The organism is Hymenobacter persicinus (assembly GCF_004167665.1).
Classification (GTDB): Bacteria; Bacteroidota; Bacteroidia; order Cytophagales; family Hymenobacteraceae; genus Hymenobacter; species Hymenobacter persicinus.
Genome location: NZ_SEWE01000003.1, coordinates 58,140 through 75,918 on the forward strand (window position 1 = coordinate 58,140; position 17,779 = coordinate 75,918).

19 protein-coding genes are annotated in these 17,779 nt (G+C 60.6%); 14 read left to right on the forward strand and 5 right to left on the reverse strand.

What is annotated here, in order from left to right:
* Positions 1-48: 48 nt before the first annotated feature.
* From EWM57_RS01945 to EWM57_RS01965, 5 genes are all read right to left on the reverse strand, one after another.
* Positions 49-642, reverse strand: a complete 594-nt coding sequence (locus EWM57_RS01945) for a hypothetical protein (RefSeq protein ID WP_129919445.1) — start codon at positions 640-642, stop codon at positions 49-51.
* Positions 643-1,701 (reverse strand): selenide, water dikinase SelD, encoded by a 1,059-nt coding sequence (gene selD / locus EWM57_RS01950; protein ID WP_129919446.1) that lies wholly within the window; start codon positions 1,699-1,701, stop codon positions 643-645.
* Between the two features lie 36 nt (positions 1,702-1,737).
* Positions 1,738-2,130, reverse strand: a complete 393-nt coding sequence (locus EWM57_RS01955; protein ID WP_129919569.1) for a VOC family protein — start codon at positions 2,128-2,130, stop codon at positions 1,738-1,740.
* Positions 2,117-3,184 carry a tRNA 2-selenouridine(34) synthase MnmH gene (mnmH, locus tag EWM57_RS01960; RefSeq protein WP_129919447.1) on the reverse strand — a complete coding sequence of 356 codons (1,068 nt, stop codon included), beginning with the start codon at positions 3,182-3,184 and terminating at the stop codon, positions 2,117-2,119. Before mnmH ends, EWM57_RS01955 begins: the two co-directional genes overlap by 14 nt.
* Positions 3,185-3,308: 124 nt before the next feature.
* Entirely contained in the window at positions 3,309-4,022 is a 714-nt protein-coding gene (locus EWM57_RS01965) for a pyridoxine 5'-phosphate synthase (RefSeq protein WP_129919448.1), read from the reverse strand.
* Positions 4,023-4,150: 128 nt separating this feature from the next.
* On the opposite strand from EWM57_RS01965, the gene EWM57_RS01970 reads away from it, so the two are divergent.
* The 14 genes from EWM57_RS01970 to EWM57_RS02035 all read left to right on the forward strand — a co-directional run bounded on the left by EWM57_RS01970 (position 4,151) and on the right by EWM57_RS02035 (position 17,729).
* On the forward strand, positions 4,151-4,615 hold the full coding sequence (locus tag EWM57_RS01970; protein ID WP_129919449.1) for a GatB/YqeY domain-containing protein: 465 nt from the start codon (positions 4,151-4,153) through the stop codon (positions 4,613-4,615).
* Between the two features lie 133 nt (positions 4,616-4,748).
* A complete protein-coding gene (locus EWM57_RS01975; RefSeq protein ID WP_129919450.1) occupies positions 4,749-5,270 on the forward strand; it encodes a CvpA family protein in 522 nt (173 codons plus the stop codon).
* 78 nt (positions 5,271-5,348) lie between these two features.
* On the forward strand, positions 5,349-5,951 hold the full coding sequence (locus EWM57_RS01980; protein WP_129919451.1) for an anthranilate synthase component II: 603 nt from the start codon (positions 5,349-5,351) through the stop codon (positions 5,949-5,951).
* A gap of 18 nt (positions 5,952-5,969) precedes the next feature.
* Positions 5,970-6,755, forward strand: a complete 786-nt coding sequence (locus tag EWM57_RS01985) for an alpha/beta fold hydrolase (RefSeq protein WP_129919452.1) — start codon at positions 5,970-5,972, stop codon at positions 6,753-6,755.
* A 96-nt stretch (positions 6,756-6,851) separates the two neighbouring features.
* Positions 6,852-7,520 carry a CBS domain-containing protein gene (locus EWM57_RS01990; RefSeq protein ID WP_242509950.1) on the forward strand — a complete coding sequence of 223 codons (669 nt, stop codon included), beginning with the start codon at positions 6,852-6,854 and terminating at the stop codon, positions 7,518-7,520.
* A 113-nt stretch (positions 7,521-7,633) separates the two neighbouring features.
* Positions 7,634-9,073, forward strand: coding sequence for a BamA/TamA family outer membrane protein (locus EWM57_RS01995; RefSeq protein WP_129919454.1), 1,440 nt, complete (start codon positions 7,634-7,636; stop codon positions 9,071-9,073).
* A gap of 36 nt (positions 9,074-9,109) precedes the next feature.
* Complete coding sequence (locus EWM57_RS02000) at positions 9,110-10,003, forward strand: NAD kinase (protein ID WP_129919455.1); 894 nt, start codon at positions 9,110-9,112, stop codon at positions 10,001-10,003.
* Between the two features lie 128 nt (positions 10,004-10,131).
* Positions 10,132-11,043, forward strand: a complete 912-nt coding sequence (locus EWM57_RS02005; protein WP_129919456.1) for a DUF6089 family protein — start codon at positions 10,132-10,134, stop codon at positions 11,041-11,043.
* A gap of 77 nt (positions 11,044-11,120) precedes the next feature.
* Entirely contained in the window at positions 11,121-11,837 is a 717-nt protein-coding gene (gene porG / locus EWM57_RS02010) for a type IX secretion system protein PorG (protein ID WP_129919457.1), read from the forward strand.
* Between the two features lie 70 nt (positions 11,838-11,907).
* Positions 11,908-12,654 carry an isoprenyl transferase gene (locus EWM57_RS02015; RefSeq protein WP_129919458.1) on the forward strand — a complete coding sequence of 249 codons (747 nt, stop codon included), beginning with the start codon at positions 11,908-11,910 and terminating at the stop codon, positions 12,652-12,654.
* An 8-nt stretch (positions 12,655-12,662) separates the two neighbouring features.
* Entirely contained in the window at positions 12,663-15,182 is a 2,520-nt protein-coding gene (bamA, locus tag EWM57_RS02020) for an outer membrane protein assembly factor BamA (protein WP_129919459.1), read from the forward strand.
* Between the two features lie 46 nt (positions 15,183-15,228).
* The gene (locus tag EWM57_RS02025) at positions 15,229-15,906 is read left to right on the forward strand and encodes an OmpH family outer membrane protein (RefSeq protein WP_129919460.1); all 678 of its coding nucleotides are present in this window, start codon (positions 15,229-15,231) and stop codon (positions 15,904-15,906) included.
* 51 nt (positions 15,907-15,957) lie between these two features.
* On the forward strand, positions 15,958-16,578 hold the full coding sequence (locus EWM57_RS02030) for an OmpH family outer membrane protein (RefSeq protein ID WP_242509952.1): 621 nt from the start codon (positions 15,958-15,960) through the stop codon (positions 16,576-16,578).
* An 83-nt stretch (positions 16,579-16,661) separates the two neighbouring features.
* On the forward strand, positions 16,662-17,729 hold the full coding sequence (locus EWM57_RS02035) for an RluA family pseudouridine synthase (protein WP_129919462.1): 1,068 nt from the start codon (positions 16,662-16,664) through the stop codon (positions 17,727-17,729).
* The last annotated feature ends 50 nt before the right edge of the window (positions 17,730-17,779 follow it).

Sequence of the window (17,779 nt, forward strand, 5' to 3'; positions counted from 1 at the left end):
TTTAAACTTGAATAAAATAAAGAAAAATAGATATTTGAAACGGAATATTTACAAAAAGCACAGCCAGCGCTGCTGATGCTCGACATTAGAATTGCGCAAAAAATCCGCCACTGGTTCCAGGTTGGTCAGCAGGGCCGTTAGGGTGAGTACGCGGCCGTCGCGCAGGTGCAGGCGCAAAAAATTGTAGTTGCTCCAAAACAGCCGCGGCGAGACGCAGGTCACCCATTCCACCCGCAGTAGGTCGCGCTGCCGGAAGGGTACCAGTTGCCGGTTCTGGTACACTTCGAACACGTTTTTCTTGGGCTCGAATACCAGCGCCGTGTGCAGGTTGCGGATGTAGTACTGGGCGTGCAGTAGCAGGGCGGGCACCGAAAAACCTAGCACCACTGCCGCCAGCGCCGTGAGCAGCACCAGTTCGTAGGTGGAAAGGGCGCCAAAAAGGAAGAACGACGCCAGAAACGGCAGCCCCACGCCCAAACACAGCAGGGGCCAGAACAGCAGGTAAAACTGCCGCAGAAACGTGGGCCGGTACACCCGGCTGGCCTTGGTGAAAAAGCTGGTAATCAGTCGCAGTCCGAAAACTATGACCAGTACGGCCCCGCTGATTTCCAGCAGGGGCCGCAGAAATGGCAGCAGCTTCACCTAGCGCACCTGAATCCAGGCCTCGCCGGGCGTGTGGGCGCGCAGGGTGCCGAAGGGTTCCAGGGCCAGCCCATACTGCTCGAATACGGCCTGCACGGCCGGCCGGCCAGCGGGGTCCACGCACACGAGCAGGCCGCCGGAAGTCTGCGGGTCGCAGAGCCAGGTGCGCTGCTCATCCGTGACCTCGCCAATTTTGTGGCCGTAGCTGTCCCAGTTGCGTACCGTGCCGCCGGGTACTGAGCCCTGGAGGCGGTACTGCTCGGCTTCGGCCAGCAGGGGCACTTTGCTGAACTCCACCTCGGCCGTCAGGTTGCTGCCCTCGCACACCTCCGAGAGGTGACCCAGCAGGCCAAAGCCCGTCACGTCGGTCATGGCGCGCACGGCCTCGAGCTGGCCCAGCTCGTAGCCGATTTTGTTGAGCTGCATCATGCTCTGCGGGGCCAGCTGCTCGTGCTCGGGCTGGAGAATGCCGCGCTTCTGGGCCGTAGTGAGCATGCCCACGCCCAGAGGCTTGGTCAGGTACAGCTCGCAGCCGGCCGTGGCCGTGTCGTTCTGCTTGAGGTTTTTGATATCGAGCATGCCGGTCACGGCCAAGCCGAAGATGGGTTCGGGCGAGTCGATGCTGTGGCCGCCGGCCAGCGGGATGCCGGCCTCGGCGCAAATGCTGCGGCTACCTTCGAGTACCCGGCGGGCCACTTCCGGCGGCAGCTTGTCGATGGGCCAGCCCAGCACGGCAATGGCCATCAGGGGCCGTCCGCCCATGGCGTAGACGTCGGAAATGGCGTTGGCCGAGGCAATGCGCCCGAAGTCGTAGGCGTCATCGACGATGGGCATGAAGAAGTCGGTGGTCGAAATCAGAGCCTGCCCGCCACCGATGTCGTAGACGGCCGCATCGTCGCGGCTGCCGTTGCCGACCAGTAGCTTCTCGTCGTGGATTTGCGGGACGGTAGTGTGCAGAATCTGGTCGAGCACCTTGGGCGCAATCTTGCAGCCGCAGCCCGCGCCGTGGCTGTACTGGGTGAGGCGGTACTCGGTGGTCGAAGGAGCGTTGCTGGACATATCAGGGCAAAGAAAAAGCGGCGAGTTGAAGAAGTTTTACTGCTGCCAGTCGGCATTTTGCAGGACTATGCGGTAACCGTCGGGGTCCTCGAAAGTAAGGCCCTGTCGGTCCCAGTAAGGGTTGTAGGCCGGCACCGGGGCGTAGCCGTGCTCGTGCAGGCGCGCCACGGCCGTCTGCCAAGCTTCCGGCTCGGGAAGGTAAAACACGAGCAGGTGCTCCGGGTTTGGGGCCCGCCCGATTTCGTGGCCGGGCTGGGCCGTGAATTCGAGGTGGTAAGGCGCCTGCGGGTGACCGAGCATCACCCCATCGAAGCCGTCGTGGCCTTCGAAGCTATATAAAATCTGGAGCCCGAGTCCGTCGTGGTAGAAGCGCACCAGGGCCGGCAGCTGGCTCGTGGGGCGGGCTACGCGCAGCTTAGGCGCCGGCATGCTGCGGGACATTTTTCGCCAACTCTACCAAGCCTTCCCGCTTCGCGGCGGCAAGCACCAGAGCAGCATTCACCGCCGGGTCGCAGGTGGCGGAGGGCACGCGCACCACCCGGCTGCTGGCCTTGTTGTCGAGCCCGAAGCCGTAGGTTTTGTCGTAGTAGCTCAGGGCAATGTCGACCATCTTTTCCATGTCGCCGGCACCGATGGCGTCCAGGGCTTCCTTGGTGGCCAGGCCCCCGAGCCGCTTGCTGATGCGCTGAATGGCTTCGGCCAGCTGGGCGGGGTTTTCCTTGCCGTACTCGGCGGCCAGCTTGCGGGTGCGCACCGCCTTCGGAATGTCGAGTACCACGAGCGGGGCGCGCCGCATCTGCTCAAATAAGGGCTTGGGGATGGTCAGGCGGCCAATGGTCAGGCTTTCGTCTTCGAGCCAGGGTACCACCTGGGCGGGCAGCGCGTCGAGTACCAAGGCCAGATTGTTCTCAAATTGCTCGGGCGTAGGCTGGGGCGGCAGGCCGATGGCCCCGAACGAGGAGCCCTTGTGGTGGGCCAGTCCTTCCAGGTCCACGATGGTTTCGCCCTGCCGGGCCAACTCGTGGAGGGTGTCAGTTTTGCCCGAGCCGGTCAGCCCGCCCAGAATGAGCAGGGGCCGGGGCTCACTGAACTGGGCCAGGGCCCAGCGGCGGTAGTCCTTGTAGCCTTTGTCGAGCAGGTGCACCTTGAAGCCGGCCAGCTCCAGCAGCCACAGCACGGCCCCGCTGCGCATGCCCCCGCGCCAGCAGTGCAGGCGTACTTCCTTGTGGGGCGCCAGCTTTTGGGCCTGCTTCACCATGCGGCTCATCTTAGGCCCGAAAAACTCCAGCCCGAGGTGCACGGCGCGGTCCTGGCTGACCTGCTTGTAGGCCGTGCCGATACGGGCCCGCTCCTCATCCGTAAATAAGGGCAGACTCAACGCTCCCGGAATATGCCCCTGCGCAAACTCAATGGGGGCCCGCACGTCCAAAATCGGGGCGTCGGCGGGGCCTTGCAGAAAATCGGAGAGCGGAAGGCGGGGCATGAGGCGAAATGGTGAAGTTGTAAAATGGTGCGGTAGTGCTTCAAGGATTTAGTGAGTCGTTCTGCCGGCGCATGTAGCGCAGCCAGCGCAACAATTCGCTACCTCACGGAGGCACTATATCACCCTACCGCAGCTGCCGCTTGTAGAGCTGGACGGTGTTTTCGAGGCCCAGGTACAGCGCGTCGCAGATCAGGGCGTGGCCAATGCTAACCTCGGCCAGGCCGGGTAAGTTCTGCTTGAGGTAAGCCAGGTTGTCGAGGTCCAGGTCGTGGCCGGCGTTGAGGCCCAGGCCCAGCTGCCCGGCTAAAACGGCCGCGGCGCGGTAGGGCTCGATGGCCGTAGCCGGGTCGGTGGGGTAGAGGCGGGCGTAGTCTTCGGTGTAGAGCTCAATCCGGTCGGTGCCGGTACCCACGGCCGCTTTCACCATGGCCAGGTCCGGGTCGAGGAAGATGCTGACCCGGCAGCCCAGGCTCTTGAGCTCGGTCACAATGCCGGTCAGATAAATCTGGTGGCGCACGGTGTCCCAGCCGGCGTTGGAGGTAATGGCGTCGGGCGCGTCGGGCACGAGCGTGACCTGCTCGGGCCGCACCTCGCGCACCAACGCCAGAAACTCGGGCGTGGGGTTGCCCTCCACGTTGAGCTCGGTGCTGATAACGCGGCGCAGGTCGCGCACGTCCTGGAAGCGAATATGCCGCTCGTCAGGGCGCGGGTGCACCGTGATTCCCTCGGCGCCAAACCGCTCACAGTCAAGCGCGGCCTGTACTACGTCGGGGCGGTTGTGGCCGCGCGCATTCCGTAGCGTGGCTATTTTATTTATGTTTACGCTGAGTTTCGTCATGATCAAAGGCGAAATTAAGGGCCTCACCCGGCCCCGCGGGTCAAAGTTACGTTCCTGGGGCGAAGAAGGTGCCGTCCTGCTTCGGGCCGACCCGTCATTCATTTACCTCGTTACTTAAGCCCCCGATTATGGCTCTGAAAGAAACCATCGACGCCGACATCAAGAAAGCCATGCTGGCCAAGGACAAGGTGCGCCTGCTCACGCTGCGCAGCATCAAGTCCCAGATTCTGCTGGCCGAAACGGCCGAAGGAGCCCACGGCGCCGCCCTGACCTCTGACGCCGAAATCAAGCTGCTCACCAAAGCCGCCAAGCAGCGCCGCGAAGCCGCCGAAACCTACCAGAAGCAGTTCCGCTCCGACTTGGAGGAAACCGAGCTGGCCGAGCTGGCCATTATCGAGGAATACCTGCCCCAGCAGATGTCGGAAGCCGACATCGTGGAGCATGTGGTGGGCATCATCCAGCGCGTGGGCGCCACCGGTCCCTCCGACCTGGGCAAGGTGATGGGCGTGGCTGCCCGGGAGCTGGCTGGCCAGGCCGACGGCCGCGTCATCTCGCAAGTTGTCAGCAACCTGCTCAACAACACGAATGTCTAACTGGTGAAATAGGGGGAAGGTGAACTTGTGAACTTGATGTTTAGGCGGCACCAGTGGCGCAGATAGCGCAAAACCACGCCGCTGGAACGTCAACTCACTATTTAACCATCTCACCATTTCACCACCTCCCCGCATGACCGGCTTCGACATTCTGCTGCTGCTGCCGCTAGGGGTGGGGGCCGTGAAGGGCTTCCGCCGCGGACTGGTGCTGGAAGTAGCTTCGCTGCTAGCCTTCGTGCTGGGCGCCGTGGGCGGGCTGGCTCTGCTCAACGACGCCATTCCCCTGGTGCGCCACTACGTCGGCGACGCCTTTGGGGCGCTGCCGCTGGTGTCGTTCCTGCTCGTATTCGTGGGTATCACCTGGGGCGTGCACCTGCTGGGCGGCGTCATTAAAACTGCCGTGCACCTGACGCCCCTGGGCATGCTCGACCACCTGCTGGGCGGGGCGGCCGGGGCGCTGAAGTGGATTCTGGGGTTGAGCCTGCTGCTGCACGGCGTGGGGTTGGCCGGCCTAAAGCTGCTCTCGCCCCAGCTCGTGGCCGAGTCGCAGGTGCTGCCCCTGGTGCAGCAGGCCACGCCGGTGGCCCTGGAGGTGGTTGGGTTTGTGATGCCCTTTGCCGGCACGCTGCTGGAGCGGCTGCGCGGGGTTTTCTAGGCCGACGCCAACTTTTTCGGTTCCCAACCCGAGTATCTACCAACCAAATGCCGTTAAGGGGTATCTGGTAAGTAGCCTATGCAAGTACTGCTGCTCGACAACTTCGACTCCTTCACCTACAACCTGCTCGATTACCTCGAGCAGCTGGGCGTGCGTGCCCACGTGGTGCGCAACGACGTGCCGCTGGCGCAAATCGAACAGTTGGCCTTCGACGCGGTTGTGCTCTCGCCGGGCCCGGGCATTCCGGCGGCGGCCGGCAACCTGATGCCCGTCGTCGAGGCCTACCACGCGCGGCTGCCGGTGCTGGGCGTGTGTTTGGGGCACCAGGCCCTGGGCGAGTTTTTCGGCGCCCGCCTCACCCGGGCCGCCCGGCCCATGCACGGCAAGGTTTCGACCATCAGCTGCGCCATTGAGGACCCGCTGTTTGCCGGCCTGCCCGCTCGGATGGCCGTGACGCGCTACCATTCATTGGTGCTCAAAGAGTTGCCGCCCGTGCTCGAGCCATTGGCTTTCACCACCGACGAGCCCGGCGAACTGATGGCCTTCCGGCACCGTACGCTTCCAGTCTATGGCGTGCAGTTTCACCCGGAAGCCCTCTTAACCACCCACGGCCTGGCCCTGCTAGGCAATTGGGTCAAGTGTTGTATCATTGCAAAGGACGGTCAGTCGGTAAGCGCCTGAGCCGCCCACCCCGAGAAGATGGAATTGCAGATAAAGGAAAAAGACGGATTCAGTTACGTGGATGAAGGTACCGGCGAGGTACTGCTGCTGCTGCACGGCCTGTTTGGGGCCCTCAGCAACTGGGAAGACGTAGTGCGCGAATTCAGCCCGGATTACCGCGTTATCATTCCCCTGCTGCCCATCTACGACATGCCCCTGACCAAGGCTGGCGTGCCGGGCCTGATGAACTACGTGGAGGATTTTCTGGCCGCCATTGGCCTGACGGAGCCTACTACCGTGCTCGGCAACTCGCTCGGCGGCCACGTGGCGCTGGTGTATGCCCTGCGCAACCCCGCGCGGGTGCGCCGCCTGGTGCTCACCGGCAGCAGCGGCCTGTTTGAGGATTCCATGGGCGGCTCCTTCCCCAAGCGTGGCAACTATGCCTTCGTGCAGGAGCGGGTGGGCTACACCTTCTACGACCCCACGCTGGCCACCAAGGAACTGGTTGATGAGGTCTTTAACGTGACCAACTCCAACGCTAAGTGCCTGCGCATTATCAGCATTGCCCGCTCGGCCCAGCGCCACAACTTGGGCAAGGACCTGGGCGGCATCAAGGTGCCCACGCTGCTGGTCTGGGGGCTTAACGATACCATCACCCCGCCGCCGGTAGCCCACGAATTCAACCGCCTCATTGCCGGCTCCGAGTTGCGCTTTCTTGACCACTGCGGGCACGCGCCCATGATGGAGCGGCCCCGGGAATTTAATGCCTACCTGCGGCAGTTTCTGCATCGAACGGCCCCGCAGCCGGCCGTAGTAGCGGCCTGATTTCGTCCTTCTGAACAAAGTAGCGGCTCCCGCGCTTAGTCATCGTTTCGTAAGCAGTTCTTATCCGCCTTCCAGCTCTTTTTGCCGATGCACTCGATGATTGCCGAAGACCTGCTCAACCAGATGATTCCACCGCTTAAAGTCTCTGACCCGGCCAGCAAAGCCGCCAAGTGGCTGGAAGAATTTCACGTGGGGCAGCTTCCCGTGCTGGAAAACCGGCAATACCGCGGCCTGATTACCGAAGCCGACCTGCTGGACTACGAAAATTCTGACGTGCCCCTGACCAGCGTACCCTTCGGCTTTGCCGACGTGCACGTGCAGCACGACCAGCACTTCTACAACATCATGGAGCTGGCCATTCAAAACAAGCTTCAGCTCGTGCCCGTGCTCGATGAGCGGCGCGAGTACATGGGTGTCGTTACGGTGGGGGATACGCTGGCCGCTTTTGGGCAGATGCCTATTGCCGTCGGCCAGGGCGGCATCGTGGTACTGTCGATGGCGGAGCGCGACTACTCCCTGACCCAGATCAGTCGGTACGTGGAGGAGAACAACGCCAAGATTCTCAGCGCCCACGTGGCCCAGGACGAGCACGACCCCTACAAGATTCGGCTCACGCTGAAGCTCAACACGCCCGACCTGAGCCGTATTGTGGCCACGCTGGAGCGGTTTGGCTACGTCATTACGGCCCAGTTTAGCGGAGCTGGCGAAATCAGTGCCGGCGAGCAGGATCGTTTCGATGCCCTGCTTAAGTACCTGAGCCTGTAGGGAATTATGAATTATGAATTAGCCGCTTCTTCAGGGTTTGTCTGTAACCGGCGTGGCGTGGCTTTAGCGGAAAGCAACTCAGAATTTAGAATTCAGAATTCAGAATCCCACTAGTGCTGGCCTGCCTGCTTTTTCTGCTGCTGGGCCTGCCCACCGTTGCTCCCGTGCGGGCCGCGGCCCCAGACACTGCCCGCCGCGCCGCCCCCGATAGCCTCGTGCGCGCCCAGTGTCCGCAGTATACCGCCTTGCGAGTGGCCTCAATTCTGTTCGTGGGCAACGGCGTCACCAAGGAGCGGATTCTGCGGGCCGAACTGGACTTTCGCGAGGGCGACACCCTGCCGGCCGCGGAGCTCACCAGTCGGCTCGAGGCCAACCGCCGCCGCATCTACAACCTGCAGCTATTCCACCAGGTCCTGACCGAAACCGTGTGCCGCGATGGTGAGATAACGGTGCTCTTCAGCGTGCAGGAGCGCTGGTACACGTTTCCCGTACCCATCTTCTCCCTGGCCGACCGCAACTTCCGCTCCTGGCTCGACCGGGCGGACAAGTGGCAGCGGGTCGACTACGGCCTGCACGTGGTGCGGCGCAACTTCCGCGGCCGCAACGAAGACCTGACTGGCAACGTGCAACTAGGCTTCAACCGTAAGTACGAGCTGTTTTATGAGGCGCCCGGCTACGGTCGGCGCCGCCGGCTGGGGGCGGGCTTTGGCGTGTCGTACTACCGCAGCCACGCCCTGGACTACGCCACCCAGCAGGACCGCCTCGTGGCCTTCCGCGACGAAAAAGGCTTTCCCATCGAGCGGCGCTACCTCACGGCGGGGCTGCGCTGGCGCCACACCGTGCAGCGCCGCACGGCCCTGGACGTGGCCTACCACCGGGAGCAGATTTCGGATGCCGTGCTGGACCTCAATCCCGACTACTTCCTCGGCCGCACCCGCCGCGAGTACCTCGACTTCAGTTTGAGCTCAACCCTGAACCAGCGCAACACGTTTGCTTACCCCCTGACTGGGCGTTTCGTGCAGGCTGTGCTCGTGTACCGCACTTTCTTGACTCCCGCCACGCCGGCCATTACTACGGCGCGGGCCCAGTACGCCCAGTATTTCGCGCTGGGCCGCGGATTTTACTACAACTTCAGCCTGCAGGGGCAGCTGCGCCTGGCCGAGCGGGTATCGTACGCCGACAACCGGGCCCTGGGCTACGACAACCTCGTGCGTGGCTACGATCCTTACGTTGTGGATGGCCGACACTACGGCTTGGCGCAGCAGAGCGTCTCGTACCGCCTTTTCGACCTAGGCCAGGTTAAGCTCAACGCCATCGACAACCCCAAAATCAACCGCATCCCGCTGGTGCTTTATTTAAATACCTTTGTCGATGCCGGTTATGTTGCTGCCCGCACGGTGGCCGCCACCAACCGGCTGCCTAACCAGCTGTTGAGTTCCGCGGGCGTGGGCCTGCACCTAGTGACGTTCTACGACCGGGTGCTGACCATCGAGTACACCCGCAACGGCCGCGGACAGGGCGGCTTCTTTTTCCGCAGTGAGTTTCCCATCTGACCCCGTAGTACCCTCTCGTCAGATTACGATTTTGTTATGAAAATTGCCATTCTGGGTAAGCCCTTCGACGAAGAGACCCTGCCGTTTGTGCAGGCCCTGCTCGACGATCTTGTCGGCCGCCGCACTGAAATTCTGATTGTCGAGGCCTTCCGTACCTACCTCGACAACCGGCTTCAGCTGCCTGAGGGCGTGGGCACGTTCCGCCGCGGCGACTCCCTGCGCGGGGTGCAGTTCGTGTTCAGCATCGGCGGCGACGGGACCTTGCTCGACACGGTGACCTACGTGGGGGCCCTGCAGATTCCGATTCTGGGCATCAACACCGGCCGGCTGGGCTTTCTGGCCACCATCATTCCCGACCGGATTCCGCAGGCCATCGACGCGCTGTTCAAGGGTCACTTCGTCATCGAGGAGCGCAGCCTGATTCGGGTCGAGACGGATCCGGAAGTTTTCGACGGTATCAACTTCGGTCTCAACGAGTTTTCGATTCTGAAGCGCGACACGTCGTCCATGATTGTGGTTCACACGTACATCGACGGCGAGTATCTCAACTCGTACTGGGCCGACGGGCTGATTGTGGCCACGCCCACGGGCTCCACGGGCTACTCCCTCAGCTGCGGCGGACCAGTAATGCTGCCGCAAACCAACAATTTTATCATTGCTCCCGTATGTCCGCACAATCTGAATGTCCGACCACTTATCGTGTCCGACCGGAGCGTGATTTCCTTCGAGATTGAGGGGCGGAGCAATAACTTCCTGCTCTCCCTCGACTCGCGGGCCGTGCCAGTCGACGCCGGAATTCAGATTGCCGTGCGCCGCGAGAATTTTGCGGCCCGGTTGGTCAAACTCAACCATGTTAACTTTCTGAGCACCTTGCGTAGTAAACTGAATTGGGGACTTGACCGTCGCAATCCGGCCGGGACCCCTCTTTAATAAGTTGAGTTTTTCAAATATTTGTTTTTTAAGTTCCCGGCAAGTCCTACTTTTGTTGCCGACTGCGGCCATGTCCTGACGGATTTAGTGCGTTCCTCCACTTTGCATATCCATAAAATTCGCTCCATATGAAGCAATTCTTCACCAACACCCTGACTCTGGCGCTGGCGCTTGCGCTGGTCTCTACGGCGGCGAATGCGCAGCAATTCAGCAAGCGGAAGCAGTATAACTCCGTAGGTGTCAGCCTGAACGCTATGAACTACTTCGGCGACATCGTGCCGAAAACCAGCATTCCTAGCCTGCGCTTCGCTGCTACCCGTCCCAACATCGGTATCAATGCCACCCACCGCTTCACCCCCCGGATTTCCGCTCGGGTAGCCCTGGCTTACGGCCGCATCACCGGCGAAGACAGCAAAGCTGCGGACCGCAACGATGCTGACGCTCGTTTCCGCTACCACCGCAACATGAACTTCCGGAACGATATTCTGGAGGCATCGGCTGTGGGCGTATTCGACCTGATTGCCAACCGTAACAACTACATCAAGCGTCCGGACTTCGTACCGTATGTATTCGCCGGGGTGGCCGTGTTCCACCACAACCCTAAGGGCCTGGTAGGCGGCGCTAACAGCCCCACGCAGACGCACTTGGTCGGCCAGGAAGGCGAGTACATCAACCTGCAGCCCCTGCAGACCGAAGGCCAGTCGTACAGCCTCACGCAGGTATCGATTCCGTTCGGTGGTGGTGTTCGCTACAAGCTGAACAAGAGCTTCGACATCGGCCTGGAAATCGGCTGGCGCAAGACCTTCACCGACTACCTCGACGACGTGAGCGGTGTGTATGTTGACCAGACCAAACTGACCAGCGACGCAGCCAAATACTTCGGTGGCGGCATCACCCGCACCGGCGACGGCGACTACCCGAACTTCAACGCTCCCGGCGAAATGCGCGGCAAGGGCAATGAAAAGGACTGGTACATCGTTACGGGTCTGAACCTGAATTACATCTTGGCGCCCCGCGTTAAGAGCCCCAAATTCCGCTAGTCGGCCGCTCCTGGCTGTCTGGTTTCACTCTCAGCTAGTCTAATGACGAATTCGTCTCTCTCAAAAACACTCCTTGTTTGCCTGGTGCAAGCAGGGAGTGTTTTTTTGCCCTTGGTGCCCACGCGCAGTCTACCAGCGAGGTTGGAATCGGACTCGGGGGATTGGTGTATAAAGGGGATTTGGCCCCGAGCTACCAGTTTAAAAACAACCGACCTGCCCTAACGGCCTTCTACCGCCGCGACATTTCAGCTCCCATCACGCTGCGGGGGGGCCTAATGGGCGGCCTGCTGCGAGCTGACGATGCCAACGTGCAGGGCGTGACGGGCACCACGGCACCACTGTCGGCTGCTCGGCAGGCCAGCATGAAGGGCAGCCTCTATGAAGTGTCGGGTGCGCTGGAGTACAACTTCTTCGACTTTCACAACCGCAAGGACAAGGTGCATTTCACGCCCTACGTGCTGGTCGGGCTGGCGGCATTTTACGCCAATACCACCACGCAGAGCACCGCGGCGGGAGCTGAGCAGTTCAACAAGAAGGGCGGCATGCTGGGCCTGGCCGTGCCCGCGGGCTTCGGCCTTAAGCTGGCGCTGTCCCGGCACTGGAACCTGGGTCTGGAAGCCGGCGCGCGCAAAACCTTCACCGACGAGCTTGACCACGCCAGTACCCAGACGCCGGTCTTGGTAAACAGCCACGACCAGGACTGGTATTTCTACAACGGGGTGAGTATTTCCTATACTTTCTACAAGATCCACTGCCCGGAGTCGTACAAAGAAAATAAGCAGTTACTGCAGTAGTAGTCAGCAGTAGCCGGGCTTAATGCAACCATTTGCGTACCTTGCGGCCTCTTTTACGCAAACAGCACTGATGGCCGCCCGGTCCGAAATAGACTCCCAGAATTTACCCGCCCACGTTGCCGTTATCATGGATGGCAATGGCCGTTGGGCCAAGCAGAAAGGTGGCTTGCGCATCTTCGGGCACCAGAATGCTATTACGGCAGTTCGGGATACGGTGGAAGCCGCGGCGGAAGTTGGCGTGCAGTACCTGACGCTATACGCCTTTTCCACCGAGAACTGGGCCCGCCCCAAGCACGAGGTAATGGCCCTGATGCAGCTGCTGGTGCACACCATCCGGCAGGAAACGCCGACGCTGCTCAAAAACAGTATCCGCCTGCAATCCATTGGCGACACCGCCAGCCTGCCCGAGTCCTGCCAGCGCGAGCTAGCCGAGGCCAAGGAGCTCACCAAGGCCGGCACGCGCATGACGCTGATTCTGGCCCTGAGCTACAGTGGCCGCTGGGACCTGACCCAGGCTACCCAGCGTGTGGCGCGGGAAGTAGCCGCCGGCCAGCTGCAGCCCGAGCAGATCAACGAGCAGACTATTGCCGGCTACCTCTCAACGGCCGGCATTCCTGACCCGGCCCTGCTGATTCGGACCAGTGGGGAGCAGCGCATTAGCAACTTTTTGCTGTGGCAGCTGGCCTACACCGAACTCTACATTACGGACTTACTCTGGCCAGACTTCCGGCGGGAGCATTTCTACGACGCCATTCAAGCCTATCAGCGCCGGGAGCGGCGCTTTGGCAAAACCAGTGAGCAGCTAACCGTTTCGTAAGTTTTTCAATGATTTCTTTCTCTAATACGCTTTTGCGGGCCCTGGCGGTGCTGCTATTGGTGCTGGGCACAACGGCGCAGACTGCGTGGGCGCAGACCAACGCCGACGGCACTCCCGGCCTGCCCGAACCGCAGCATTATACCTTGGGTGGCATTACGGTAAGTGGCGCCCGCTACCTCGATACGAATACGCTGATTGGTCTGACGGGGTTGAAAATCGGGGACCCGATCAACGTGCCCGGCGAGGAAATCGGCAAGGCCATCCGGCGCCTGTGGGAGCAGGGGATTCTGGGCGACGTGAGCGTGTCCATTGCCCGCACCGAAGGCAGCAAGATCTACCTCGACTTCAACCTCAAGGAGCGGCCCCGGCTGTCGAAGTTTGAGTTTACCGGCAACAGCAAAAGTCAGGCGGACGACCTCAAGAACAAGATCAAGCTGATCCGCGGCAAAGTCGTAACCGATGCTTTGCTCAACAACACCCGCACCCAGGTGCGCAAGTTCTACACCAACAAGGGCTACCTCGACGCCAAGGTAACCATCACCCAAACCCCGGATTCGAGCCTGTCGAACAGCGTGGTGCTGAACATCAACGTGGATAAGGGCAGCAAAATCCGCATCCGCAGTATCGACTTCGAAGGCAACACGGCTTTCACGGACCGCAAGCTGAAAAGCAAGTTCAAGAAAACGAACGAGCGGAAGAGCTACAAGTTCCTCAACAGCGGCAAGTTCCAGAAGAACGAGTACGAGGAGGACAAGAAGAAGCTCATCGAATTCTACAACGGCGAAGGCTACCGCGACGCAGCCGTCGTGTCGGACACGCTGGTGCGCACGGCCGACGGCCTGGCCCTGACCATCAAGCTCGACGAAGGCCCCAAGTACTACTTCCGCCACATCACCTGGGCCGGCAACTACCTCTACGACAACAAAACGCTGTCGTCGGTGCTGGGCATCAAGGAAGGCAACGTCTACAGCAAGGAAACTCTCGACAAGCGCCTGAACTACAACCCGACGGGCCAGGACGTGACCTCGCTTTACATGAACGACGGCTACCTGTTCTTCCAGATTGACCCGGTCGAAACCAAAGTGGAAGGCGACTCGATTGACATCGAGATGCGCATCAGCGAAGGCGTACAGGCCCGGATCAAGGAAATCAACATTGCCGGCAACACCAAAACCAGTGACCATGTGCTGCGGCGCGAACTGCAGACTTTGCCCGGCGACAAGTTCAACCGCGAGCTGCTGATTCGCTCCCAGCGCCAGATTGCCACGCTGGGCTACTTCGACCCCGAGAAAATCGGGATGAACCCCGTGCCCAACCAGAACGACGGCACCGTGGACATCAATTACACGGTAGTAGAAAAGCCCTCCGACCAGATTACGCTCTCGGGCGGCTGGGGTGGTTACGCAGGCTTCATCGGTACGGTGGGTCTGGTGTTCAACAACTTCTCGCTGCGCAAAGCCGGCAACTTCCGTAACTGGACGCCGGTGCCCGCCGGTGACGGTCAGCGCCTGGCGCTGAACGTGCAGGCCAACGGTACCCAGTACCAGGCGTATTCGTTCTCCTTCACGGAGCCCTGGCTGGGTGGCCGCAAGCCCAACTCGCTGTCGGTGAGTCTGAACCGCAGCATTCAGCGCGTGGGCACCAACTTCGACGCCAAGAATGACCAGTCGATCAAGGTAAACAGCGCCACCATCGGCCTGGGCCGTCGCCTGCGGGTGCCCGACGACTACTTCACGCTCAGCAACTCGCTGTCGATTAGCCGCTATCAGCTCAACAACTACCCGTACTTCCAGGGCTTCAACAACGGTAACGCCAACAACATCACCCTCAACACGACCCTCTCCCGCAACAGCATCGATAACCCGACTTACACGCGTCGGGGCTCTTCGCTGGCGTTGAGCGTGAGCCTGACTCCGCCGTACTCGGTGTTTAAAGGCTCGCACCCGAACGTGAACGAGTGGATTGAATTCCACAAGTGGATGTTTGACGCCTCTTGGTTTACCCCGATTGTGGGCAAGCTGGTGCTCAACACCCGGGCTCACTTCGGCTTCATTGGCTCCTACAACTCCAGCCGGCCAATCGGTCCGTTTGAGCGCTTCAAGCTCGGCGGCTCGGGCCTGGGCTACGGCGGCTCGTCGAACTTCCTGGTGGGTACCGAGTACGTGGGCCTGCGCGGCTACGACGACCCAAATACGGCCAACTCCATTCAGAACCCAAATTCGAGCGGGGGCGTTGTCTACAATAAATACGTGCTGGAAATGCGTTATCCAGTCTCGCTGAACCCGGCCGCTACGGTGTACGTGCTGGGCTTCGCCGAGGCCGGTAACGCCTTCGAGCAGTACACGCAGTACAACCCCTACAAGCTGTACCGCTCGGCGGGTATCGGCGCCCGAATCTTTATGTCGGCATTCGGTTTGCTGGGCTTCGACTACGGCTACGGCTTCGACAAGGTCGACCTGTACACGCCTACCCAGGCGGCGCAGCAGAAGGGCCACTTCCACTTCATCATTGGGCAGCAGATTCGCTAAGGTTCCGGCGGAGCTGCCGCCGAACCACTTCTCTCACGCAGGTGCTATGAAAAAACTACTTTGTCTGCTCTCCGCGGCTCTGGTGCTGCTCCTGACGGGCTCCGCGGCCCAGGCCCAGAAGTTTGGCTACGTTGACTCCGAGTTCATCATGAGCAAGATGCCGGCTTACAGCCAGGCCCAGCAGGAGCTCAACACGCTGTCGGCCAACTGGCAGAAGGATATCGAGAGCCAGAAGAAGGACCTCGACAAGCTTTACCGCACCTACCAGTCGGAAGAGGTGCTGCTGACTGAGCCCATGAAGAAGAAGCGCCAGGACGAAATTCTGAAGAAGGAGCAGGACGTGAAGGCCTACCAGAACAAGATTTTCGGCTACGAAGGCCAGCTCTTTAAGAAGCGTCAGGAGCTTACCAAGCCCGTGCAGGATCAGGTGTTCGAAGCCATTGAGAAGGTGGCCAAGAAAAAGCAGCTCGGCATCGTGTTCGACAAGTCCGGCGACCTGACCATGCTTTACACCAACCCCATCCACGATTACACGGAATTTGTAATGGAGGAATTGGGTTTAGCTTCCGAAGACCGCAACCAGCCCGCGCAGAAGGGCGCGGTAAAAACCGTAACTAAGCCCGCCACGCCCACCGACGATACCGATACCGACGAGGCTCCGGCGCCCACGCCCCGCAAACCGACCCGGGCGGCCGGACAGCGCGCAGCTGGCGGAAAAAATTAACTTTGCCTTCGCAACATCAACTCTCTGACAGTTTTCCCCTTAATGATTACCATGAACAAATTCCGTCTTGCCCTGATTGCGGCCGTTTTCACCCTCACGACCTCCACCGCTGCCCTGGCGCAAGCTCCGTTGAAGATTGGCTATACCAGCGTGGAATATGTGCTGAGCCAGATGCCGGAAAGCAAGCAGATTGAGTCCGATCTGAAAGCTTATAGCTCCCAGCTCGAAGCTCAGCTGAAAAGCAAGTACGCCGACTACCAGGCCAAAGCTGAAGCCTACACCAAGGCACAAAGCACGATGACCGAGGTAGTGCGCGCCGACAAAGAAAAAGAGCTGACCGGCCTGCAGAACTCCATCCAGGAGTTTCAGCGCAGCGCCGACCAGAGCCTGCAGCAGAAGCAGCAGACCTTGCTCAAGCCCGCCCTCGACAAGCTCCAGAAGACGATTGACGCCGTAGCCGAAGAGAATGGCTACACCTACGTGCTGAACTCGGACGGCGCCAGCCCCGTGCTGCTGCACGGCCCCAAGGATGGTGACATCTCGGATCTGGTGCTGAAGAAAATGGGCGTAACGCCGGGTGCTGCCGCCGCTGCGCCTAAGGTGACGACCCCAGCCGCCGCTCCGGCTGCTGCTCCCGCTGCCACCAAAACCAAAACCAAATCGAAGAAGTAAGCGCCTAGCGCTTTTTCGGCAAGCAAAGCCGGGGCCCTGGGCTCCGGCTTTCTTGTTTTACCCTTTCACCCAACGCCGCCCCCATGACGACGGAACTGGACGAAGAACAAGACCTACCCAACCTGGAGTTGCCCGAAGAGGAGGGCGAAGGCGATGAGCTCTACGAGCACCACCGCATCAAGGTAGACCGGAAGCAGGAGCTGCTGCGCATCGACAAGTTTCTGATGCGCCGCCTCTCGCACACCTCGCGCACCAAGATTCAGAACGCCATAGATGCCGAAGCGGTGCAGGTCAACGAGCGGCCTGTCAAGTCGAACTACCGCGTCAAGCCCTTCGACGTCATCACCATCACGCTGCCCGAGCCGCCCATCGATTTCCGGGTGCTGCCCGAGCCCATGGATCTAGACATCCGCTACGAGGATGAGGCGCTGCTGATGGTCAATAAGCCCGCGGGCCTGGTGGTGCACCCGGCCTTCGGCAACTGGCACGGTACACTGGTTAATGGCCTGACCCACCACCTGAACAACCTACCCACGGGCCGCAACGGCGAAATTCGCCCCGGTCTCGTGCATCGCATCGACAAGGACACCTCGGGGCTGTTGGTGATTGGCAAAACCGAACTGGCCATGACCCACCTATCCAACCAGTTCTTCCACCACACCATCGAGCGGACGTATCTGGCGCTGGTGTGGGGCATTCCGAAAGAAACGGAGGGCACCATTACTGGCAACATTGGCCGCAGCATAAAGGACCGCAAGGTGCAGGCCGTATTTCCTGAGGGCGACCAGGGCAAGCACGCCGTGACGCACTACAAGGTGCTCAAAACCTTCCAGCACGTGTCGTTGGTGCAGTGTAACCTCGAAACGGGGCGCACGCACCAGATTCGGGTGCATATGAAGCACATTGGCCATCCGCTCTTCTCCGATGCTACCTATGGCGGCAATAAGGTCCTCTACGGCCAGCGGACGGGCGCTTACAAGGCTTTTGTTGATAATGCCTTTGAGGTGATGCCCCGGCAGGCTTTGCACGCCAAGTCGCTGGGCTTTGTGCATCCCCAAACCGGCGCCACCATGCAGTTCGAAGTAGAGCTACCGCACGACTTTGCCTCTGTGTTGGAACTCTGGGAAAAGTACGCGGCCGAAGCCAGCTAGAACTAGCAGAAGTCCACAAAAAAGCCCCGCTACTCGGTAGCGGGGCTTTT